A 21,005-nucleotide genomic window follows, 5' to 3' on the forward strand; every position below is an offset into this window, starting at 1 on the left:
TTGTCCTGTCTGAAGGCATAGGGGTGGCTGACCCCCGGCCTGATCGCGGTTGCGGGGGCGGCGTCGGCTTCCGTCGGGGACGGCCCGCGCGCTAGAGGAGCGGGATCCGGGCGTTCGCCAGCGGGCGGTAGGCGGGGGTCGCGGTGGTGCCCAAGCCTGCCGCGCGCAGTTCGGTGACGACGGCGTCGGCGAGGGCGGTGGCGAGCTCCCCGCCCGGGCAGCGGTGGGCCGCCGCGCCGAAGGTGAAGACGGCCGGATTCACCCGGCCGGGGGTCAGCGCGTGCGGGTCGGGGTTGACGGCGGGGTCGCGGTTGGCGGCGGCGAGGAGGACGAGGATCTGCTGCCCGGGCTCCACGGTGGAGCCGGCGTGCGCGAAGGCTTCGGCGGCGAAGCGGCGGGTGTTCTGGATCGGGGCGTCGTGGCGGACCACCTCGCGCACCAGCGCCCCGGTGTCGGACCCCTCCGCGCCCCGGGCGAGGGCGACCAGGGTGTTCCCGATGAGCCCGGCGGTGGCGTCGTAGGTCTGGGAGAGGAACCCGATGGCGTTGGAGAGCAGCGGCCCCAGCCGCGCCCACCCGTCCCGCTCGGCGGCCGTGACGAGCTCCCGCAGCAGCCCCTGCGCACCGCCTGCGGTGTGCACGGCCGAGGCCGCGGTCAGGGCGGGGCCCAGGAGCTCGCGCAGCCGGGCCGCCGCCGTCGCGGCCGCCCGCTGCTGCTCCGGAGTCGCGGTGGCCGGGATGCACTGGACGAAGTCGCCGATGGCCCGCGCCGCCTCGCGGCCGGCGCCCTCGGTCAGGCCGCTGAGGGCGGCCACCACCCGGGCCGGGACGGCGAACATCAGCTCCTCGTACGGGACTTCGCCGCCCGCGGACAGGGCCTCCCGGGCGAAGCGGGCCGCCAGCGAGGCCGCGTACGCGGTGTCCGCGCGGGCCAGCGCCCCGGCCACGACCCCCTTGAGGCGGGCCGCCGCCGCGCCGTCCGTCATCCGCACCAGCTCGCCGAAGACCTCCCCGGCCGCCGTCCCCGCGATCCCGGCCGGGACCGGCTCGGCGACCGGCCGCACCCGCAGCGCGCCGCTGCCCAGCACCGCGCGCACGGCGGCCGCGTCGGCGGCCACCCAGGCCCCGAGCGCCTCGTCGTAGGCGAAGGAGCGTTCGGCGACCAGGCGCGCGTAGTAGGGGTACGGGTCCGCGAGGCGGACGGCCTCGACGGGGCTGCTGACGGTGGTGGTGCTGCTCACTGTGTGACTCCTTGCTGAACTGTTGGTACTGGTCGCGCAGTTCGAAAGACGACGAACACGGCAACCATCAATTGAGTAACCACGACGGCGGACGACCACGTCCGCGAGAGCGGCGCCGGTTTAGGCGCAAAGAGGGGCTGCTGCGGCGCGGGCGGCCCTGCGCATGTCGAGGGAGCCCGCGATGGCCATCCTCAGTACCTCCGAGGTGCCCTCGTAGATGCGCAGCGCGCGGATCTGGCGGTACAGCCGCTCGGTGACCGAGCCCTCCACGATGCCCGCCGCGCCCAGCAGTTGCACCGCCGAGTCGACGACGCCCTGGGCGGCCTCGGTCGCGTGGACCTTGGCGATGTTGGAGTGCCGGGCGAACCGGCGGCTGCCCCGGTCGGTCTCCCAGGCGGCCCGCGCCACCAGCAGCGCGGCCGCGTTCAGCTGCACCTCCATGTCGGCGAGCGCCGCCTTGACCAGCTGGAGGTCGAAGAGCGGGGCCCCGTACGCCTCCCGCGCCAGCACGTGCGCGAGCGCCGTGTCGAAGGCCCGCCGGGCGAAGCCGAGGGCCGCGGCCCCCACCGTGGTGCGGAACCGCTCCAGCAGGTCCACGGCGACCACGAACCCCTTGCCGGGCCGCCCGAGCACCGCGTCGGCGGGCAGCCGGCAGTCCTCGAAGGACAGGTGGGCGAAGGAGCGCGGGGCGATCGCGTCGATCCGCTCCGCCCGCAGCCCGGGAGTGCCGGCGGGCACCAGGAAGGCCGAGAGCCCCAGCGGCCCCGGGCCCTGTCCGGTGCGGGCGATGACCACGAACACGTCGGCGATGGTCCCGTTGGCGATCCACGCCTTGCGCCCGTTCAGCACGTACGAGCCGTCCGCGCCGCGCACCGCCTCCAGCCCGACCGAGGCCAGGTCGGAGCCGGCCTCCTTCTCGGAGACCGCGAAGGCCCCGATGAGGGTTCCGGCGGCCATCCCCGGCAGGTAGCGGCGGCGCTGCGCCTCGCTGCCGAAGCGCAGCAGCGGGGTCGCGGCCAGCGCCTGGATGGAGAAGGCGAAGTCGGCCAGGTCCTCGGCGTACGCGAGGGCCTCGCGGCGCAGGCACACCGCCCGGAAGTCGTCCACCGGGGCACCCCGCGGGTCGAGTTCGCTCAGCCAGCCCGCCGCGCCGAGGGCGCGTACCAGGCGCCGGCCGGCGGCGTCGGGGCCCAGGGAGCGGACCTCCTCCCACAGGACCCGGTTGCTGTCGCACCAGGCCCCGGCCTCCTCGGCGAGCCGGCGGTGGCAGTCCTCGTAGAAGGGCAGCGCGAGGACCTCGGGGTCGAAGCTCGTGGTCAGTTCCATCGCCCAGCTCCTCAGATCACCAGGTCGGCGGGGGTGTCGGCGGCTTCGGCGGCCGCCTCGGCGCTCGCCCCGGCGGCTGCCCCGGCGGCGCGGACCCGCTTCACCAGGGCGTGTTCCACGAAGAAGGCGAAGGAGGCGTAGCCGCGCCAGATCCGGCGCCATTCGCGCTGGACGGCCTCCTCGCCGGACAGGTGCCGGACGTCGTCGAGGTAGGCGACGACGATGTCGGCGGACTGGCGGGCGTGGCCCGCCGAGAAGTTGTCGATGGACAGGTGGGCCTCTTCGTAGGAGACGTCGAGGCCGTGCCGGCGCAGTTTCTGGATCTCGTGCAGCCGCATCGCGCCGAGGCCGAACATCTCGATGCCCAGGTTGTAGCCGAGGATCTCGTTGTAGAGGCTGTCGGGGAACAGCGACAGGCAGAGCTGGTGGATGGAGAAGCCGTACAGGTGGTCCGGCAGGTCGCCCTGGTGCAGGAAGGCCTCCTGCCGGATGTGCGGCAGGTCCATGTCCATGCTGGCCAGCACCTTGTGGATGATCGTGATGTGGTTCTTGTCCATGTCGCCGCGGCCCATCTCGTCCGCGTAGATGGAGAAGAGCATGTCGTCGCTGCGCCGCCCGCGGCGGCCGAGGTTGCCGACGCGGTGCGCCCAGGTGCCGTCGATGAGGCTGCCGAGCGCGTACGTCGACTGCTCGAAGACCACCTCGTCGCGGGAGGGGATCTCGGTGAGCGGCTCGTACGGGTCCACGAGCTTGTCCCAGTAGATCCGCTCGACCCGCTCCAGCAGGGCCTCGGGCGTGTACGGGAACCAGGAGGCGTCGGTGAGCAGCCCGCCGGCGCCGTGCTCGAAGAGGAGCTCGGCCTCGGCGAGCCCGGCTTCGGCGCGGGCCCGGGCGAGCGGCAGGACGCCGGGGTGGCGCTCGAAGTTGACCAGGCGGTGGAAGAGGCGGCGGTGGTCGCGCGGGTCCGCGAGGTCCTCGGGGTCGCGCACCAGGATGTCGGCGGGCTCCACGGCGGCGAGCCGGGCGCTCCAGGCGCCGGCGCTCTCCTGCCCGGCGGTGGTGGGGACCAGGTCCGCGCCGGCGGGCTCGCCGTCGGCGACGGACCGGGCCCAGGCGGCGAACACGGCCGCCTCCCGCTCGTCGAAGATGCCGAACATGGGGCCGCCGAACTTGATGGCCTTCAGGAAGCGGCAGGGGCCGCCGTCGCGTGCGGGCCGGAGCTGGCGGGCGGTGCGGAACTCGCGGACGAAGGCGGCGGCGTCGAGCTGCCCGTCGTCCAGCCAGTCGGTGAGCTTGCGGGTGCCCAGGCGGACCGCGCGGTGCTGGCGGCCGGCGTGCGGGGCGTGGCGTTCGACGATCCGCGCGACCTGCGCGTCCAGCGACAGCCCGTCGTGCCAGGCGGCGAGTTCGGCCAGGGCCGCGGTGTGCTCGCGCTCCAGGCGCACGAGGAGGCGTACGGCGGCCAGCGCGCGGCGGCGGTCCTCGGCCCCGGTCGGGGACTGCTCGGTGTGGGCGAGGTACGCGGCGAGCAGGGGGCGTACGTCGCTCTCGGCGAGCATCGGCTCGCTGCCGAGCAGGAGTTCGTCGAGGCCGAGGGCGTGGGCGGCGTAGTGGACGCCGACGACCTCGGGGAGGAAGGAGGCGGGCAGCCGGGACAGGGCCAGGTGGAAGGCTCCGTGCAGGGCGGTGAGGGGCAGGGCCCCGGCGTCGTCGAGGAAGGCGGCGGCCTCCACCCCGGGGAGGAAGACGCCCTGGCCGACCAGGGCCCGGCGGCGGCGGGCGGACAGGCCGGCCTCGGCGACGCCCTCGCCCTGGAGGCGCCAGTGCTGGCCGAAGAGGCGGCCCACGATCTCGGCGGGCTGGGTCGCGGCCTGGGAGAGGGTGTCCAGCCAGCAGCCGCCGGTCAGCGCGAGGGGGGCGCGCTGGCGCAGGACGGCGGTGCGCACCTCGGGGTCGGGGTGGGTGCGCAACGGGGCGAGGACGGCGGCGAGTTCGGCGCGGGCGGCCAGGACCTGGGCGGCGACGGCGTCGGCGTCCGCGTCGGCGTCCGCGGGCTCGTGGGCGCCGGGGGTCCGGTCGGCGCCGGGGGTCTCGTCGGCGTCGGGGGCCAGGAAGGCGGCGAGGACCCGGCGGGCGGCGAGCAGGACGGCCTCGCTCTCCTGGTCGGCGATCAGCCGGCGGAAAAGGTCGGCGGGCGGGGCGGCGGTGATCCGGGCGGCCTCGGCGGCGCCGGCCGGGGAGGCCTCGAAGGGGCCGGACGGCAGCGAGGTGGTCAGGTCGGGCAGGGCGAAGGCGGGGGCGTAGAAGCTCCGCGCCATGTCGAGGGAGATCTCCTCGTCGGGGGTGATGGGCGCGGTCATGTCAGTGGTCCCCCAGCTGTGCGGTGTCCGTTGCCGTGTTCGTCGCGGTGGCGGTGGCGATGGCGGTGGCGGTGTGGTGCGGGAGCTTGCGCAGCAGGACGCCGATGCGGACGCCCGGGACGCTGGACGCCAGCAGGTAGTGCCCGTGGGCCTTCAGGGCGCCGGCCGCGTCGCGGTCGACGAGGTTGATCAGCGGGTCGGCGGCGAAGCAGTGGCCCAGGCGCGGGATGTTGTCGAGGAAGAGCTGCTCGCGGGTGAAGCCGGCCTGGCGTTCCTTGAGGACGACCAGGGGCTTGTAGAGGTTGGCGTGGAGCACGCCCTGGATGTCGCCGATCTTCATGCCGGCGTCCTCGAGGATCCGTTCGTTGACCTCGCGGGCGAGGTCGGAGCTGATCTCGTTGGACCAGTCGAGTCCGGCGGGGTCCTGCGCGCCGGCGCCCGCGACGATCTCGTACGTGTCGGCGCCGAGGGGCTCGGCGGCGATCAGGCAGGAGGCGGCGCCGTCGCTGAAGAGGGCGAAGTTCTCCATGCGGGCGGATTCGTCGGTGACCCGGTCGGCGGTGATGACCATGACCCGGCGGTGCATGCCGGAGGCCACGTACGCCTGACCGGTGCGGATGCCCGCGAGGAGGTTGGCGCAGCGGCCCAGGGTGAGGCCGGTGAAGGCGGCGGCGCCGAGGCCGGTGGCGGCCATGACGTTCTCGACGAAGGCTCCGTGGGTGCGGGGGCCGCCGGGGAAGCGGGTGGAGCACAGGATGAGGCAGTCCACGTCCCCCGGGGAGACGCCCGCGCCGTCGAGGGTGGCGCGGGCGGTCTCGGCGGCGAGGGCCTCCAGGGTCTTGGCCGTGCGGTGGACCGTGCCCCAGCCCCAGAGTTCGGCGCGGGGAGGCATGCCGAAGCCGCGGGCCCGCTCCAGCAGGCCGTCGACGGTGGTGTGGTCGGCGGGGAGTTCGCCGAGCACGTAGCGGGGCGCGGACAGGTGGACGGCGGGGGCCTCGGCCGGGGCGGAGGCGGCGGGTGACGCGGACGGAAGGCTCACGGTGCCGGATCGCTCTCTGGGTCGGCGGACGGGGCGGGGGCGGTGGCGGGGGGTGTGGCGGGGCCGGCGGCGGCCAGCAGGGCGTTGGCCTCGTCGTACGGGAGGGCCTCGGCGACGAAGTCGAAGGTGCCCTCCCCGGCGATCTCGCGGGCGGCGCGGGTCAGGGCGCCGAGCGCGGCGCGGGAGAGGGCGGAGCCGGTGCTGATCCGGCGTACGCCGAGGGCGCCGAGGTCGGCCACGGACAGCTTGAGGGCGGCGGTCATCAGGACGTTGACGGGCCGTTCGACGGCGGCGCAGACGGCGCGGATCGCCTCGGCGTCCGGCAGGGCGGGGGCGTAGAGCACGTCGGCTCCGGCGGCCTCGTACGCGCGCAGGCGGCGGATGGTGTCGTCGAGGTCGGGCCGGCCCTGGAAGAAGTTCTCGGCGCGGGCGGTGACGGTGAAGGGGAAGTCCAGCCCCTTTGCCGCCTCCACGGCGGCGGCGACCCGCTCGACGGCCTCCTCGAGGGGGCGTACGGGGTCCTCGTCGCGGCCGGTGGAGTCCTCGATGGAGCCGCCGACCAGGCCTGCCGCGGCGGCGAGGCGGATGGTCTCGGCGACGTCCTCGGGCCGGTCGCCGAAGCCGCTCTCCAGGTCGGCGGTGACGGGCAGTCCGGTGGCGTCGACGATCGCGGTGGCGTTGGCGAGGATCTCGGCGCGGCTGACCTGGTTGGCCCCGTCGGGGCGGCCGAGGCTGTGGGCGAGGCCCGCGCCGGTGGTGGCGAGGGCGGCGAAGCCGAAGGAGGCCAGGATGCGTGCGGTCCCCGCGTCCCAGGGGTTGGGGACGACGAAGGGGCGGGGACCGGTGTGCAGGTCCCGGAAGGTGACGGCGCGCCGGAGTCGGGCGGCGTGATCGGTGCTCGGGGTGGTGGGGTGCATCGGGTTCCTCGCAGGGGTGCTGTCGTGCGTCGGGCCGGTTCTTCTAGATCATCTGCCTAGATCAGCTCAACGTACTGGTCACCGTTACGGGTTGCTCCGGCTGCCGCGTCGCGGGCCAGCGGGCGCAGGACGGAGGTGACGGCGTCCGGCCGGTCCTCGAAGTAGAAGTGGCCGCCGTCCGCCCAGTGCCGGTCGGGCTCCGCGGCACATTCGCGGGACCAGGCCTCGAGCGCGGGGGCGCTGATGTGCGGGTCCTCGGTGCCGTTGAGCAGGGTGACCGGGACGGCCAGCGGGGCGCCCGGGCGGTAGCGGTAGCCGGCGACCATGCGGAAGTCGGCCTTCAGGTGCGGCAGGAGGAGCTCCTGCATCGTCTCGTCCTCCATCACCTCCGGGGGCAGTCCGCCGAAGAAGCCGACGGCCTCGGTGAAGGCGCGGCCCTCCAGCCGGGCCGCCTCGACCACGCGGGGGGTGGGCAGCAGCGAGGGGGCGCTGCAACCGGAGACGACGAGCCCGGCGAAGCCCCGTACGCCGTCGAGGCGGCGGGCGACCTCGAAGGCGAGGGCCGCGCCGAAGCTGTGGCCGAAGAGGAGGAAGGGCCGGTCGTCGGTCGTGGCGCGGGCGATGGCGATGGCGGAGCCGTCGGCGAGCTCGGCGAGGGAGGCGGGGGCCGGCTCGCGGAAGCGGGGGCCGCGGCCGGGCGGGCAGACGGCGAGGATCTGCGCGTCGGGGTCCATGCCGGGCTGCCAGCCGAGGAAGGTCCGGGGGTTTCCTCCGGCGTGCGGGAAGCAGTAGACGCGGGCGGCGGGGGCGGGGGCCGCGGCGGTCTCGGAGGTCAGGAACCAGGGGGAGGCAACCACGAGGATCAGCCATTCCTTTGCCGGTCGGTCAGTGGCGGGAGGTGAGGCAGTGCAGTACGGGGTGCCGGTTGTGGGTCAGTTCCAGCCAACGTCGTTGGTGGAGGAGGGCGTCGGCGCGGGGGTGGTGGCCGGCTGCGGGTTGTTCCAGCCGACGTCACCGGCGTCACCGGCCACGACGTGCGGGTTCGCGTTGTTCCAGCCGACGTCTCCGAGGCGCAGGTGGCTGCCGGAGTCGGCGGAGAAGGCGCCCTGGGTGGCGATGCCGGTGACCGCCGTACCCAGGCCGAGGGCGATGCCCGCGGTCGCGAGTACGACTCGTCCGCGGATTCCCGAAACGCGGCCGGTCTGACGAGTCACCATGCGGTTCTTCACCATTTTGCCCAGTCCCCTCAAGTCGTTTCGTCTTTGGCGATTCCAGGAACGCCAAACCGAGGCGGTTTCCGGCGGTGCTGATCTCCGGGGCGCCTTCTCGGTGTTCGTTCCTGCGGTGAGACCAAATCTCCCCTGCCCGCTCGAGACCAGGTAGACCTACGATGGCTCCGGTTTACGCATTGCGGGAACCCACGGGGTCTCAACCGCCGCAAATATCTCCATACCGGACAGAGGGGGGTGGCAAGTGGACGTAGTCAAATACGTCAAAACCGCACAAAGCGGTACACCTGAGGAGCTGTGCGCGGCTGCGGCGGGGGAACCGCAGGCGTTCTTGCGGGAACTCGCAACGCATCTGGGCCTGCTGGCGCAGGAAGCCGCACAGCAGGCCGCGCGCCCTGCCACGGCCCCGGCGCTGGAGGCCTGCGGGGAGGAGGTGGTCGGTCCCGGTGTCCGCTATCTGCACGGCCTGGGCAGCATCTCGACGGCGATCAACGACGCCCTGGGGTCGGTCCGGCGGGACATCCTCACGGCGCAGCCCGACGGGGCGCGGCCGAGCGCGGTGCTGAAGGACGCCCTGGAATCCGTACGCCGGCACATCTCGGCGGGGATCGCCATGCGAACGCTGTATCAGCACACCACGAGATTCGACGAGGCGACGAAGGAATATGTCCGCGCCGTAACGGAATACGGCGCTCAAGTACGGACGCTGGAAGAATTCTTTGACCGTTTGATCATTGTGGACGATGTCGCCTTCATTTCGGCAAACGAGGACCGTACCACGGCGATCTCCATTACCGAACCGACTATCGTACGATTTCTTCGGGACACCTTCGACAAGGCCTGGGACCGGGCGAAACCCTTTCCCTTCGTTCCGCTGCACGCGGCGAAGGCGGCCGACGAGGTGGTCCCGGCGATCCGGGAGTCCATCAGCCGCCTGCTCGTGGAGGGCTACTCCGACAAGGCCATCGCCCGCCGCATAGGCATCAGCGAGCGCTCCCTCCAGGCCCACATCGCTGCCATCAAACAGGACCTCGGCGCCCTCAACCGCCTCCAGCTCGGCTACCTGCTGGGCCGCAACGAGGCCACCTACGTCCTTTGACCGCCGCCGCCCGTCAGCCCGGCGGTGCGGGGGCCGTCCCCCCTCCGCGAGGAGGGGGGACGGGCGCTCACTTGGCCGCGGCGGCCGGCTGGGCGGCGGCCGGGGCGGGGCGCTTGCGGGAGACCGCGACGCCGGCGAGGCAGATGGCTCCGCCCAGCAGGGTCAGCCAGCCCGGGACCTCGTCGAGGACGAACCAGGCGATGAGGATCACGACAGCGGGCACGGCGTAGGTGGTGGCGCCCATCTTCCCGGCGGTGGTCCGCGCCAGGGCGTAGGACCAGGTGGTGAAGGCGAGGGCGGTCGGGAAGAGGCCCAGGTAGACCATGTTGAGGGTGGCGGACAGGGGTGCCTCGGGGAGCTGCTGGAGGAGCTGCCCGGCGAAGGGCAGGGTGCAGACGGTGCCGACGAAGCAGCCGTACGTCGTCACCTGGAGTGGGTTCGCGTACTTCAGCGCGGGCTTCTGGAAGACCACCCCGGCGCCGTAGGCGAGCGCGGCGACCAGGCAGAGCAGCACACCGACGAGGGAGGAACTGCCGCCCTTCGAGGTGGACATCCCCACGACGGCCGCCCCCGCGAAGGAGACGCCCATCCCGACCAGCAGCATCGGCGGGAAGCCTTCCTTCAGCATCCAGCCGCTGAGCAGGGCGATGACGATGGGGCCGATGTTGACGACCATGGCGGCGGTGCCGGCGTCGACGCCCTGCTCGCCCCAGTTCAGCGCCACCATGTAGAGCCCGAACCACAGCACCCCGGAGGCCAGGATCCCGGGCCACGCCTGACGCGCCGGCAGCGGCGCCCGTTTGACGAGCAGTACGACGCCCAGCGCGACCGAAGCCGTCAGGAGCCGGCCCAGCGCGAGCGCCCCGGGGCCGAAGTGCTCCGCCGAAGCGCGGATGGAGACGAAGGCGGAGGCCCACATCACGACGGTGACGGAGGCTGCCAGGAGGGCACGTTGATCGGTTCTGAATGCGCCGGCCGTTTGGTCCATGCGGGCCAACGTACCGACGGGCACCGACCCTGCCTAGATCGTCCCAGGCGATCCGGACACCCCGGTCAGGATGCCGTCAGCAGGGCGCGCAGGCGCTCGGCGTAGGCCCGGGGGTGGCTGGTGTTGCCGTTGTGACCGCCGGGGAAGGTGCGTATCTCCGTGCCCAGGAGGTCCGCCAGTGCGTTGGCGCACGCGAGGTCGAAAACGGTGGCCGGAGTGGTCGCGCCGACGGCCGGGACGATGCGGGTCGCGGCGGTGGTCAGGGCGGCGGTGTCGAGGGTGTCCTGGACGATCGCCGTGAAGTCGTGCTCGATGAAGTAGGCGAAATTGGCGCGGCGCAGCTCGCTCATCGGCTGCGGGGTGAGCTCCGGCTCGGCGTCCTTGCCGCTGGTGTCTATGCCGAGCATCCGGGCGGCCTCCCGTACGGCCGCGGGGAGCCCCTCCTCGCGGTACAGGTGCTGGAGCTCGACGAGCTCCGCCTCATGCCGGGCGCGGTCGGCGGCATCCGGCAACAGGCGCGGGGCGACCGGCTCGTGGGCGATCAGGGTGGAGAGCTGCCCGGGGTGCCGGGTGGCCACATGCAGCCCGATGACGGCGCCGAGGCTGCAGCCGAGCATGAGGGCCGGCTCGTCGGTGACGGCGGCCAGCAGCCGGTGGACGTCCTCGGCGTGCTCGACGAGGGAGGTGGTCCGGCCGGGCTCCTCGAGCCGGCTGCGGGACAGGCCCCGGCGGTCGTAGGTCAGGACCGTGAAGGTGTCGGTGAGGTGCGGGACGAGGTCCACGGTGCGGTCCGCATCACCCTCGCCGCTCTGCGAGATGAGCAACAGCGGTCCGCAGCCCTGGAGTTGGTAGTGGAGAGTGGCGCCGGGGACGGAGAGGGTGGACATGACGGCTCCTTGCTGGTCTCGACGCGGGCCCTTCGTCCGCTGCTCTGCGATCAGCCTAATCCATCGAAACAGATACATCAAGAGAGATGTATTGGAATCGATGAATCGATTGTGATGTAGCTTGGGGTGGTGGATGGAATCGAACTGTTCCTGCTGGGCCGGGCCCTGATGAAGCTCGGCGAGGAAGCCCTGCCCGAACCCCCGGGCGGATCCGGGCAGTACGCGAGCGGCACCCGCTCCGTGGTGATCGTCGCCGGGGACATCGCCGCGCACCCGGACACCACCGTCGGGGAGACGGCTCAGCGCACGGGCCTGCCGCAGAGTCAGGTCTCGGGCGCCGTGGCCCGGCTGCGCGAGGCCGGCACGGTGCAGACGGCGCCCGACCCCGCCGACCGCCGCCGGACGCTGGTGCGCCAGTCCCCCGGGGCCTCCGCCCGCGTGGCCGCCGTACGGGCCGCCGGCAGCTCCAAGGTCGAGGAGGCCCTGGCCCGGGCCCTGGGCCAGGGCGGTGCCGAGCGGCTGCCCGAGGTGACCGAGGCCCTGGAACTGCTCGCCCGGCACCTGGCCGTACGCGGCGGCGGCGAACCGCGCTGACGGGGCGCGGGCGCGCCGGGCCAGGGGGCCGGACGGGCCGGACGGGCCAGGCGGGGGCCCGCCGGGTCAGCCCGGTTCAGCCGAGGCCCGCCGGGCACGCGCCCGCCCGGGTCAGGCCGCCGTGAAGGCCGCCAGGTCCTCGGCGACCGCGCGGACCACGGCCTCGTGCTGCGGCTGCCCGGCCAGGTAGAAGTGCCCGCCGGGGAAGCCCCGGAAGGTGAACGCGGCCCCGGTCAGCTCCCGCCAGCCCATCGCCTCGGCCACGCTCGCCCGCGGGTCGGACTCCCCGCAGAGCACGCTGACGGGGGTGCGCAGCAGCGGTCCCGGCTCGTGGCGCCAGGTCTCGATGGCCCGGTAGTCGCTGCGCAGCGCCGGAAGGATCATCGCCCGGAACTCCGGGTCGGCCAGCAGCCCGGCATCGGTGCCGGAGAGGGCGTGCACCCGGGCGAGCAGGGCGTCGTCGCCCTGGGTGTGGACGTCCTCGTCCCGGTGGATCAGCGGAGAGCGGCGCCCGGAGACGATCAGGCCGCTCGGCCCCTCGCCGGCCGCCTCCAGCCGGCGCGTCAGCTCGTAGGCGAGTACCGCGCCCATGCTGTGCCCGAACAGTACGAGGGGCCGGCCGCGCCACGGCGCCAGCGCCCGCTCCACCCCGTCGGCCAGCCCGGCCACGGTGTCCGGGATCGGCTCCCCCAGCCGCTCCTGGCGGCCGGGGTACTGGACGGTGAGCACCTCGGCGTGCGCGGCCAGGTCGCGGGAGAGGGGGAAGTAGAAGGAGGCGCTGCCGCCCGCGTGCGGGAGGACGACGAGGACCGGTGCGGCCCCCGGGTGCGCCGGCGGGTGGAAGCGGCGGATCCAGGGGCTGCCCTGCGCCACGGCGGTCATCGCACTTCCTTGAACTCGTCGGTGAGCAGCAGCTTCTTCTGGGGTTTGCCCATGGCGTTGCGGGGGATCGCGGGGACGAAGCGGACCTCGCGCGGCCGTTTGTGCACCGACAGGTGCGCGGCGACGAAGTCGGTGAGTTCGGCGCCGGTGACGCCCGCGGCGACGACGAAGGCGACGATCCGCTGCCCGAGGTCCGCGTCCGGGACGCCGACGACGGCCGCCTCGGCCACCTTGGGGTGGTCCAGCAGGGCGTTCTCGATCTCGCCCGCGCCGATGCGGTAGCCGCCGGACTTGATCATGTCGATGGAGGCCCGGCCCACGATGCGGTGGACGCCGTCCTCGGGGTCGACGGCCGCGATGTCGCCCGTACGGAACCACCCGTCCTCGGTGTACGCGGCCGCGGTGGCCTCGGGGCGGCCCAGGTACCCGGAGAACAACGTGGGCCCGGTCAGCTGGAGTTCGCCGATCTCGGCGCCGGGCTCGGCCGCGATCCGGGTACGGATGCCGGCGAGCGGGGTGCCGACGGTGCCGGGCCGGACCTCGCCGCCCGCACGGCCGCTGACGGTGATCAGCGTCTCGGTCATCCCGTAGCGCTCGACGGGGCGGTGCCCGGTGAGGCGCTCCAGGTCCCGGAAGACGGGCGCGGGCAGGGCGGCGCTGCCGGAGACGAGGAGGCGGGCCCCGGACAGGGCCGCGGCGGACTCCGGTTCGGCGGCGATGCGGGACCAGACGGTCGGCACCCCGAAGTACAGGCTGCCCCGCGCGGCGGCGTAGGCCTGCGGGGTCGGGCGGCCGGTGTGCACGAGGCGGCTGCCGGTGCGCAGGGCGCCGAGGACGCCGAGGACGAGGCCGTGCACGTGGAACAGCGGGAGCCCGTGCACCAGGGTGTCCTCGGCGCTCCACCGCCAGGCTTCGGCCAGGGCGTCCAGATCGGCGGCGATGGCGGCGGCCGTCAGCACGACCCCCTTGGGCGGGCCGGTGGTCCCGGAGGTGTACAGGATCAGCGCGGGGTCCTGCGGCCCCGCGGCCCCGCCGGATGCGGCGGGGGCCCGCCGGGCGAAGTCGACGCCCACCTCGACGGCGTCGGAGTCCCGCAGGATGTGCTCGCGTTCGGCGGGGCCGGCGTCGGGGGGCAGCGGTACGAAGGGCACCCCGGCCAGCAGCCCGCCGACGGCGGCGGCGACGGTCTCGAGGGAGGCGGTCGCCGTCACCGCGAAGGCGGGGGCTCCGGCGATGTCGGCGGCCACGGCGCTCGCCGCGCCGAGCAGTTCCTCGTACGAGGCGGTACGGCCGGCGACGCGGATGGCGTCCTCGCGGTCGCCGTACGTCCCGTCAAGCGCGGTCAGCACGCGGCAACTCCCTGTCGGTGGCGGACCCCCAGGCTACGTCCCCGCACCGGACTCCCGCCCGAGCGCGCCTGGTCCCTCGCGGGGGGGGGGGGGGGGGGCGGCCGGACGCGGCCCCGGCCGACCCGGCGGCGCCCCCGGGCACGGCGGTGCCCCCGGGCGGGCACGTCGGTGCCCCGGGCGCGGCCCCGCCGCCGTGCCTGCCCTGTCGGCGCGGCCCGGCCCGGCGGTGCGCCTCCGCCACGCGGCGGGTGCGGCCCGGCCCGGATGCGCCAGCGGCACCGGGGGCAGGGCCGCCGGACGGGATCCTCTCCCCGCCCCGCCCTTCCACCGTTCCCCGGGGCTCCGCCCCGGACCCCGGGCCGTCGGCCCGGAGGCGCGGGCGTGCGCGGCGCCGCCGCGGGGGCGGACGCGGCCCCCGGCCGGGTGTGGCGGGGCGCCGGGGCGCCCGCCAGGGGGTCACCCCTCGGGGTTCTCGCGGTCCTTGGCCGCGCGGGCCTCGCGGCGGGCGCGGCGGACTTCGAGGGTGAGGGAGAGCGTCGCGCCGATCAGCGTGAGTACGTCGGCGGCGGCGGAGAGGAGGTCGGTCATGGCGGGCCCTTCCGGGGTCGGGCCGCGGTGTGCGGCCGGTGGGCAGACCATGCGGGGGGAGTTGACTTGTCCGGACCCTCCGGGCGGAACATCGCAGGTAGGTTGCGGATGAAGGGGCACTTGTCCCGGACGGGCCGGACAAACGCACAGCGCGCGCAGCAGGGGGTACCTCGGTGGCGGGAACGAACAAGCGCAAGGGCCGGCCCTGGGGGGAGATCCGGCCGGTGAACCCGGCGGCCGGCAGGCTCGCCGCGTTCCTGCGCGCGCAGGTGGAGGGTTCCGGCAAGACCCTCGCCGTCCTGGAGAAGGAGATCAGCTGGTCCTCGACGCAGATCAGCTCGCTGCTCGGCGGGCGGATCCCGCCGCAGCGGTTCGTCACCTCGCTGATCACCGCCACGGTCCCCGCCCCGTTACGCGAACGCCGCCAGAGCGAGGCCGACACCCTGCTGTACGAGGCACTGCACCCGCCCCGCACCCCCGCGCCGCAGGTGGTGGCACCGCGCGCCGCTGCCACCACCCTGGACCTGGCGGCGGTACAGGCCCAGCAGATCGAGACCTACGACCGGCTCACGCGCGCCCTGGAGCAGCAGGCGGAGCTGCGCCAGACGGCCGACAACTCCGCGCGGCTGATCTGGATCCTGCTCGGCATGATCCACAAGCTGAACGACCGGGTCACCACCCTGAGCCGGGAGCGCGACCAGGCCGCGGGCCGGGAGGTCCTGGAGGCCGCCCGGGCCAAGCTCGAGCGGGCGCGGTCCCAGCAGGCCAAGGCGGAGAGCGAGCTGGACCGGGCCGAGGAGAAGAAGCGGCAGGCCGAGGCCCTCGCCGCCCGGCTCCAGGAGCAGATCACCGCGCTCACCGACGAACTCGACCGCCTGCGCGGCGCGGGCGGCGCCTCGGAGGAACCCCTCCCCCACCTCGCGCCGTACACCCAGCCGGCGGCCTCCGCCGACCCCGAGGGCGACGACATCGACGCGGCCCTCGCCCGGGTCACGGCGGTCAACGACACCGACAGCGACACGGTCCACCGCATCACCACGGAACTCGGCGACCCCGCCCCCGTCATTGTCCCGGACAACCCCACCACCAGCCCGGACACACCCAACAAGACGGCGAAGGAACTCCGCACCGAAGCCGAGGCGGCCATGGAAAGCGGCGACTTCCACGAAGCCACCCGCCTCTACGCCCTCCTGACCACTGCATCAACCAGCTTCTTGGGTCCCACTGCCCCCGACACCCTCTTCAGTCGGTACCAGCTTGCCTACTGCACCGGCAAGACCGGCGACCCCACCACCGCACGTGACCTGGTAGCCGCACTCATCCCCGACGAAACCGACGTCCTGGGCCCCGACCACCGCGACACCCTCACCAGCCGCCACCAGCACGCCTACTACACCGGCGAGGCCGGAGACCCCGCCACCGCACGCGACCTGCTGGCCGAACTCATCCAAGACCGCGAGCGTGCCCTGGGCCCCGACCACCGCGACACCCTCACCAGCCGCCACCAGCACGCCTACTGCACCGGCGAGGCCGGCGACCCCACCACCGCACGCGACCTGCTGGCCAAACTCATCCTCGACGAAACCGACGTCCTGGGCCCCGACCACCCCGACACCCTCACCAGCCGCCACCAGCACGCCCGCTACACCGCCGAGGCCGGCGACCCCACCACCGCACGCGACTTGGTGGCAGCACTCATCTCCTACGAAACCCCCATCCTCGGACCCGAGCATCCGGACACGCTCCTGAGCCGCTACCAGCACGCCTACTACACCGCCGAGGCCGGCGACCCCACCACCGCACGCGACCTGCTGGCCAAACTCATCCCCGACGAAACCCGCGTCCTGGGCGCCGACCACCCCAACACCCGGATCAGTCGCGAGCAGCTCATCGCCTGGACGGAGCAAGCCGACGACCCCGACACCGCCCCCGCCTGAGGCCGCACGGCCCGCGCCCCCCGGACGGGGGCGCGGGCCGACGGGGCAGGGGGGGGTTAGATCACGCCCTGGGCCAGCATCGCGTTCGCCACGCGTTCGAAGCCGGCGATGTTGGCGCCCGTGACGTAGTCGCCCGGGGTGGCGTAGCGGGTGGCCGTTTCGTGGGCGACCGCGTGGATGCCGCTCATGATGTCGGCGAGTTCCGCCTCGACCCGGTCGCGGGTCCAGGCCGCGCGGCCCGCGTTCTGGGCCATCTCCAGGGCGCTGACCGCGACGCCGCCCGCGTTGGCGGCCTTGCCCGGGCCGAAGGCGACGCCCGCCGCCTGGAAGAGGTGGACGGCCTCGGGGGTGGTGGGCATGTTGGCGCCCTCCGAGACCGCCTTGACCCCGTTCGCGATGAGCGTGCGCGCGTCGTCGGCGCCGAGTTCGTTCTGCGTCGCGGACGGGAAGGCCAGGTCGGCCGGCACCTCCCAGACCCGGGCGCCTGGCACGAACCTCGCGGAGGGCCCGCGCCGGGCCGCGTACTCGCTGACGCGTCCCCGCTCGACCTCCTTGACCTGCCGCAGCAGCGCCAGGTCGATGCCCTTCTCGTCGACCACGTAGCCCTGGGAGTCGGAGCAGGTCAGCGGGTTCGCGCCGAGCTGCTGGAGCTTCTCGATGGTGTACAGGGCGACGTTGCCGGAGCCGGAGACCACGGCCGTCAGGCCGTCCAGGGACTCGCCCCGTACCTTCAGCATCTCGGCGGCGAACAGGACACTGCCGTAACCGGTGGCCTCGGGCCGGATCGCGGAGCCGCCCCAGCCCTGCCCCTTGCCGGTGAGGACTCCGGCCTCCCAGCGGTTGGTGATGCGCCGGTACTGGCCGAACAGGTAGCCGATCTCGCGGCCGCCGACGCCGATGTCGCCGGCCGGGACATCGGTGTGCTCGCCGATGTGGCGGTGCAGCTCGGTCATGAAGGACTGGCAGAACCGCATGACCTCGGCGTCGGACCGGCCGCGCGGGTCGAAGTCGCTGCCGCCCTTGCCGCCGCCGATGCCGAGCCCGGTGAGCGCGTTCTTGAAGATCTGTTCGAAGCCGAGGAACTTCACGACGCCGATGTCCACCGACGGGTGGAAGCGCAGGCCGCCCTTGTACGGGCCGAGCGCGCTGTTGAACTCCACCCGGTAGCCGCGGTTGACGTGGACGTGCCCGTGGTCGTCCGTCCACGGCACCCGGAAGATGATCTGCCGCTCCGGCTCCACCAGCCGCTCGACGAGCCCGGCCTCGGCGTACTCGGGGCGCGCCGCGAACACGGGGGCCAGGGTGTCCAGGACCTCCCGTACGGCCTGGTGGAACTCGGGCTGAGCGGGGTTGCGGCGCTCGATGTCGGACCGCAGTGCGTCCAGCCGGTGCTTCGGGTCGGTCACGGTGTGATTCCTCTCCAGGGTCCTGGCGGGCGTGCGGGCCCAGCGGAGGTTACCGCGCACCGGGGGTGCTCCCGGAATAGGTCATCCGGCCTGCGCAGCAGGGGTGTTGGGCCTGTGCAATGGCACGAGAGGTGGCCTGTGTACGACCGTAGTATCAGCTGGGGATGGCTTGCATCAGGGGCGGAACGGCCGGGGATGGGCGAGAATCCGGCCATCGCGGTGCGGCAGTAATGCGGCACCCACATACGCGGGGGGACCACGTGGAAACGGCACGGTTCGCGTCACTGATCGCTGCGACCATCACCATGGGCCTGGTCAGCGGCCTCTTCTACGGGTTCTCGGTGGCGGTGATGCCAGGGCTGCGCGCCTCGTCCGACCGGACGGTGATCGAGACGATGCAGCGGATCAACGTGGCCATCCTCAACGGCTGGTTCCTGCTCGGCTACATGGGGGCGCTGCTGTTCACCGCCCTCGCCCTCGGCCTGCACCTGCCGGCCGACGGGCACCATGCGCTCGTGCCGCTGGCCGGGGCGTTCGTCGCGTACGTCCTCGCGATGGCCGTCACCGGACGCGTGAACATCCCGCTCAACAACGCCCTGGCGCAGGCGGGCCCGGTGGACCGGATCGCCGACCCGGCGGCCGTGCGCCGCGCGTTCGAGGGCCCGTGGGTCCGCGCGAACGTGTGGCGCACGCTGCTCTGCACGGTGGCGTTCGGCCTGCTGACGTGGGCCCTGGTCCTGCACGGGCAACACGCCTAGCAGCTCACCGCTCTCAGCGGGCCGTGGAGCGGCCGTGGAGGAGGAGGGCGCGGGAGAGGGCGGCGAGGGCGGCGGTGCAGAGCAGGGTGCGCAGGATGTTCGTGGTGACCCAGGTGCCCTTGAACGTGTCCACCACCGCGAAGTCGGTCAGCTTCGCCGCGTCGCCCGCGTCCGCGAGCTCGTTGTTCAGCGGGATGTTCACCGCGAAGGTGATCACCAGGACGAGGAGGTAGGCGACGGCCGCCGCGCCCGCCCAGAGCGCGGTCCCGCGTCTGCCCTTGCGGTACGCGACGGCCGCCGAGGCGATGGTGGCGAGCAGCGCGAGGACGAAGACGCCGCCGAAGAGGCCGTTGCCGTCGATGGCGGCGTTGAAGTGCTGCATGGCGGTGACGTACGTACGGTCGTCGCCGGCGGCCAGGCCCGGCATCACCGAGACGTCGAAGGCGAAGAACAGACCCGCCATCAGGCCGACGAGCACGGTGGAGAGTCCGAGCAGGAAGGTGGTGGTGGCGGCGGCCTTGGGTCTGCCCTGCCGTGAGCTGTGTTCCAGGTTCGAGCTGTGTTCCGGGTTCATGGAAGCGTCCTCGCCTGATGGCTGGTTACCGGCGGGCCGCACGCCCGCGCGCGCAGTGATCGTGACATCCGCACCGGCGCCGTACCAGCGGTTTCGCCAAGAACCCCGGACGGGCCGGGGAGAACTCCCCGGCCCGTCCAGATGGCGGAATATCAGCGCAGCATCAGCCGTGCACGTGCAGCGGCTTCCCGGCGAGCGCCAGGTGGGCCTCGCCCAGGGCCTCGGTCTGCGTCGGGTGCGCGTGGATGAGCTGCGCGACCTCGGACGGGAAGGCCTGCCAGTTGAAGATCAGCTGGGCCTCGCCGATCTGCTCGCTGGCGCGCGCGCCGATCATGTGCAGGCCGATGACGGGGCCGTCGACGACCTGGACGAGCTTGACGTCGCCCGCCGACTTCAGGATCTTGCTCTTGCCGGTGCTGCCGGCGTTGAACTTGCTGACGACGACCTTGTCCTCGCCGTAGACCTCCTTGGCCTTCGCCTCGCTGAGGCCGACGGAGGCGATCTCGGGCTCGCAGTAGGTGACCCGCGCGACGCCGTCGTAGTCGATCGGGGTCACCGGCAGGCCCGCGATGCGCTCGGCCACGAGGATGCCCTCGGCGAAGCCGACGTGGGCCAGCTGGAGGGTCGGGACGAGGTCGCCGACGGCCGAGACGGTCGGGAGGCTGGTGCGCAGCAGCTCGTCGACCACGACGTGGCCGCGGTCGAGGGCGACGCCGGCCTCCTCGTAGCCGAGGCCGGCGGAGACGGGGCCGCGGCCGACGGCGACGAGCAGCAGCTCGGCCTCGATCTGCTTGCCGTTCTCCAGGGAGACCCGGACGCCGGTCTCGGTGTACTCGACGCCGGAGAAGCGCGAACCCAGCTCGAACTTGATCTTGCGCTTGCGGAAGGCGCGCTCCAGGGACTTGGAGATGTCGACGTCCTCGGCGGGCACCAGGTGCGGCAGGCCCTCGACGACGGTGACGTCCACGCCGAAGGACTTCCAGGCGGAGGCGAACTCGACGCCGATGACGCCGCCGCCGAGCACGACCGCCGACTCGGGGATCCGGTCCAGGAACAGCGCGTGGTCGGAGGAGATGACCCGGTTGCCGTCGATGGCCAGGCCGGGCAGCGAGCGCGGCTGGGAGCCGGTGGCGAGGACGACGTGGCGGCCCTTGTAGCGCACGCCGCCGGCCTCGACCTCGGTCGGGGAGACGAGGCGGCCCTCGCCCTCCACCAGGGTGAGGTTCTTGCGCGCCTTCAGGGTGCCCTGGAGGCCCTTGTAGAGGCCGGCGATCACGCCGTCCTTGTACGCGTGCACCCCGGCTATGTCCACGCCCTCGAAGGTGGACTTCACTCCGTAGGACTCGCTGCGGCGCAGCTCGTCGGCGACCTCGCCGGCGTGCAGCAGCGCCTTCGTCGGGATGCAGCCGTTGTGCAGGCAGGTGCCGCCCAGCTTGCCCTTCTCGATGAGGACGACGTCGAGGCCGAGCTGGGTCGCGCGCAAGGCGCAGGAGTAGCCCCCGCTACCGCCACCGAGGATGACTACGTCGTACACGCCGTCGGCGGAACTCTCCATTGCAGATGACCTTTCGTCTCCCGTGGCATTACCAGCCCTCCCGGCATGCTCTCATCTTCCGCTCGCGGGGCCGGTTTTGGGGGTGCGGTATCCCGTGCGCATCGAGTGCCTCTCGAGGCTTCGTATAGGTGCCGTCCCGTCCGCGTCGCAGCGGCCTAGTGGCCCGCTCTCGGTCCGCTCCGGGAGAGCCGGAGAACCCCCCGCGGATATTTTCAGCCGACGTCTTTCCATCCCCGCCCCGGCGAGGAGGCCGGGGAAAGCGGGCGCTCCGCGCTGA

The 21,005-nt window shown here is 73.4% G+C and carries 19 protein-coding genes; 4 read left to right on the forward strand and 15 right to left on the reverse strand.

Annotation, left to right across the window (positions count from 1 at the left end):
* Positions 1-91: 91 nt before the first annotated feature.
* The 7 genes from OOK34_RS32365 to OOK34_RS32395 form a co-directional block, all read right to left on the reverse strand.
* On the reverse strand, positions 92-1,240 hold the full coding sequence (locus OOK34_RS32365) for a hypothetical protein (protein WP_267037713.1): 1,149 nt from the start codon (positions 1,238-1,240) through the stop codon (positions 92-94).
* A 120-nt stretch (positions 1,241-1,360) separates the two neighbouring features.
* Positions 1,361-2,566 (reverse strand): acyl-CoA dehydrogenase family protein, encoded by a 1,206-nt coding sequence (locus tag OOK34_RS32370; protein ID WP_267037714.1) that lies wholly within the window; start codon positions 2,564-2,566, stop codon positions 1,361-1,363.
* Between the two features lie 11 nt (positions 2,567-2,577).
* Complete coding sequence (locus OOK34_RS32375; RefSeq protein WP_267037715.1) at positions 2,578-4,926, reverse strand: iron-containing redox enzyme family protein; 2,349 nt, start codon at positions 4,924-4,926, stop codon at positions 2,578-2,580.
* Between the two features lies 1 nt (position 4,927).
* The gene (locus OOK34_RS32380) at positions 4,928-5,965 is read right to left on the reverse strand and encodes a 3-oxoacyl-ACP synthase (protein WP_267037716.1); all 1,038 of its coding nucleotides are present in this window, start codon (positions 5,963-5,965) and stop codon (positions 4,928-4,930) included.
* Complete coding sequence (locus OOK34_RS32385; RefSeq protein ID WP_267037717.1) at positions 5,962-6,882, reverse strand: oxaloacetate decarboxylase; 921 nt, start codon at positions 6,880-6,882, stop codon at positions 5,962-5,964. The genes OOK34_RS32380 and OOK34_RS32385 overlap by 4 nt, the downstream gene beginning before the upstream one ends.
* Positions 6,883-6,938: 56 nt before the next feature.
* Positions 6,939-7,739 (reverse strand): thioesterase II family protein, encoded by an 801-nt coding sequence (locus OOK34_RS32390; RefSeq protein ID WP_267037718.1) that lies wholly within the window; start codon positions 7,737-7,739, stop codon positions 6,939-6,941.
* Between the two features lie 75 nt (positions 7,740-7,814).
* Positions 7,815-8,099: a hypothetical protein gene (locus OOK34_RS32395; protein WP_267037719.1), complete on the reverse strand. Its 285-nt coding sequence runs from the start codon at positions 8,097-8,099 to the stop codon at positions 7,815-7,817.
* Between the two features lie 256 nt (positions 8,100-8,355).
* Here OOK34_RS32395 and OOK34_RS32400 point away from each other — a divergent pair, with 256 nt between their 5' ends.
* Positions 8,356-9,210 (forward strand): helix-turn-helix transcriptional regulator, encoded by an 855-nt coding sequence (locus tag OOK34_RS32400; RefSeq protein WP_267037720.1) that lies wholly within the window; start codon positions 8,356-8,358, stop codon positions 9,208-9,210.
* A 67-nt stretch (positions 9,211-9,277) separates the two neighbouring features.
* On the opposite strand, the gene OOK34_RS32405 is transcribed toward OOK34_RS32400, so the two are convergent.
* Positions 9,278-10,198, reverse strand: coding sequence for a DMT family transporter (locus OOK34_RS32405; protein ID WP_267037721.1), 921 nt, complete (start codon positions 10,196-10,198; stop codon positions 9,278-9,280).
* A gap of 65 nt (positions 10,199-10,263) precedes the next feature.
* On the reverse strand, positions 10,264-11,085 hold the full coding sequence (locus tag OOK34_RS32410) for an alpha/beta fold hydrolase (RefSeq protein WP_267037722.1): 822 nt from the start codon (positions 11,083-11,085) through the stop codon (positions 10,264-10,266).
* Between the two features lie 129 nt (positions 11,086-11,214).
* Between OOK34_RS32410 and OOK34_RS32415 the strand changes: the two genes are divergently transcribed.
* Entirely contained in the window at positions 11,215-11,679 is a 465-nt protein-coding gene (locus OOK34_RS32415; RefSeq protein WP_267037723.1) for a helix-turn-helix domain-containing protein, read from the forward strand.
* A gap of 111 nt (positions 11,680-11,790) precedes the next feature.
* Here OOK34_RS32415 and OOK34_RS32420 read toward each other — a convergent pair whose 3' ends face one another.
* The 3 genes from OOK34_RS32420 to OOK34_RS32430 all read right to left on the reverse strand — a co-directional run bounded on the left by OOK34_RS32420 (position 11,791) and on the right by OOK34_RS32430 (position 14,498).
* Positions 11,791-12,561 (reverse strand): thioesterase II family protein, encoded by a 771-nt coding sequence (locus OOK34_RS32420; protein ID WP_267037724.1) that lies wholly within the window; start codon positions 12,559-12,561, stop codon positions 11,791-11,793.
* Positions 12,558-13,910 (reverse strand): AMP-binding protein, encoded by a 1,353-nt coding sequence (locus tag OOK34_RS32425; protein WP_267037725.1) that lies wholly within the window; start codon positions 13,908-13,910, stop codon positions 12,558-12,560. Before OOK34_RS32425 ends, OOK34_RS32420 begins: the two co-directional genes overlap by 4 nt.
* A 456-nt stretch (positions 13,911-14,366) precedes the next feature.
* Positions 14,367-14,498 (reverse strand): hypothetical protein, encoded by a 132-nt coding sequence (locus OOK34_RS32430; RefSeq protein ID WP_267037726.1) that lies wholly within the window; start codon positions 14,496-14,498, stop codon positions 14,367-14,369.
* A 173-nt stretch (positions 14,499-14,671) separates the two neighbouring features.
* Between OOK34_RS32430 and OOK34_RS32435 the strand changes: the two genes are divergently transcribed.
* Positions 14,672-16,435 carry a tetratricopeptide repeat protein gene (locus OOK34_RS32435; RefSeq protein WP_267037727.1) on the forward strand — a complete coding sequence of 588 codons (1,764 nt, stop codon included), beginning with the start codon at positions 14,672-14,674 and terminating at the stop codon, positions 16,433-16,435.
* A 56-nt stretch (positions 16,436-16,491) separates the two neighbouring features.
* On the opposite strand, the gene gdhA is transcribed toward OOK34_RS32435, so the two are convergent.
* The gene (gene gdhA, locus OOK34_RS32440; RefSeq protein WP_267037728.1) at positions 16,492-17,841 is read right to left on the reverse strand and encodes an NADP-specific glutamate dehydrogenase; all 1,350 of its coding nucleotides are present in this window, start codon (positions 17,839-17,841) and stop codon (positions 16,492-16,494) included.
* 260 nt (positions 17,842-18,101) lie between these two features.
* Here gdhA and OOK34_RS32445 point away from each other — a divergent pair, with 260 nt between their 5' ends.
* Positions 18,102-18,599 (forward strand): DUF1772 domain-containing protein, encoded by a 498-nt coding sequence (locus tag OOK34_RS32445; RefSeq protein WP_267037729.1) that lies wholly within the window; start codon positions 18,102-18,104, stop codon positions 18,597-18,599.
* A gap of 13 nt (positions 18,600-18,612) precedes the next feature.
* On the opposite strand, the gene OOK34_RS32450 is transcribed toward OOK34_RS32445, so the two are convergent.
* Together OOK34_RS32450 and lpdA are read right to left on the reverse strand one after the other, a co-directional pair.
* Positions 18,613-19,173, reverse strand: coding sequence for a DUF1772 domain-containing protein (locus OOK34_RS32450; RefSeq protein WP_267037730.1), 561 nt, complete (start codon positions 19,171-19,173; stop codon positions 18,613-18,615).
* Between the two features lie 163 nt (positions 19,174-19,336).
* Positions 19,337-20,728, reverse strand: coding sequence for a dihydrolipoyl dehydrogenase (gene lpdA, locus OOK34_RS32455; protein WP_267037731.1), 1,392 nt, complete (start codon positions 20,726-20,728; stop codon positions 19,337-19,339).
* Positions 20,729-21,005 lie beyond the last annotated feature (277 nt).

The sequence above is a fragment of the Streptomyces sp. NBC_00091 genome, from assembly GCF_026343185.1.
GTDB lineage: Bacteria > Actinomycetota > Actinomycetes > Streptomycetales > Streptomycetaceae > Streptomyces.

What these genes read in the sequence shown, in the direction of transcription:
- OOK34_RS32370 (WP_267037714.1), bottom strand. Translation starts at nt 2,566, where the DNA reads ATGGAACTGACCACGAGCTTCGACCCCGAGGTCCTCGCGCTGCCCTTC.
- OOK34_RS32375 (WP_267037715.1), bottom strand. Translation starts at nt 4,926, where the DNA reads ATGACCGCGCCCATCACCCCCGACGAGGAGATCTCCCTCGACATGGCG.
- OOK34_RS32430 (WP_267037726.1), bottom strand. Translation starts at nt 14,498, where the DNA reads ATGACCGACCTCCTCTCCGCCGCCGCCGACGTACTCACGCTGATCGGC.
- OOK34_RS32450 (WP_267037730.1), bottom strand. Translation starts at nt 19,173, where the DNA reads ATGAACCCGGAACACAGCTCGAACCTGGAACACAGCTCACGGCAGGGC.
- OOK34_RS32405 (WP_267037721.1), bottom strand. Translation starts at nt 10,198, where the DNA reads ATGGACCAAACGGCCGGCGCATTCAGAACCGATCAACGTGCCCTCCTG.
- OOK34_RS32420 (WP_267037724.1), bottom strand. Translation starts at nt 12,561, where the DNA reads ATGACCGCCGTGGCGCAGGGCAGCCCCTGGATCCGCCGCTTCCACCCG.
- OOK34_RS32385 (WP_267037717.1), bottom strand. Translation starts at nt 6,882, where the DNA reads ATGCACCCCACCACCCCGAGCACCGATCACGCCGCCCGACTCCGGCGC.
- OOK34_RS32395 (WP_267037719.1), bottom strand. Translation starts at nt 8,099, where the DNA reads ATGGTGACTCGTCAGACCGGCCGCGTTTCGGGAATCCGCGGACGAGTC.
- lpdA (WP_267037731.1), bottom strand. Translation starts at nt 20,728, where the DNA reads ATGGAGAGTTCCGCCGACGGCGTGTACGACGTAGTCATCCTCGGTGGC.
- OOK34_RS32410 (WP_267037722.1), bottom strand. Translation starts at nt 11,085, where the DNA reads ATGTCCACCCTCTCCGTCCCCGGCGCCACTCTCCACTACCAACTCCAG.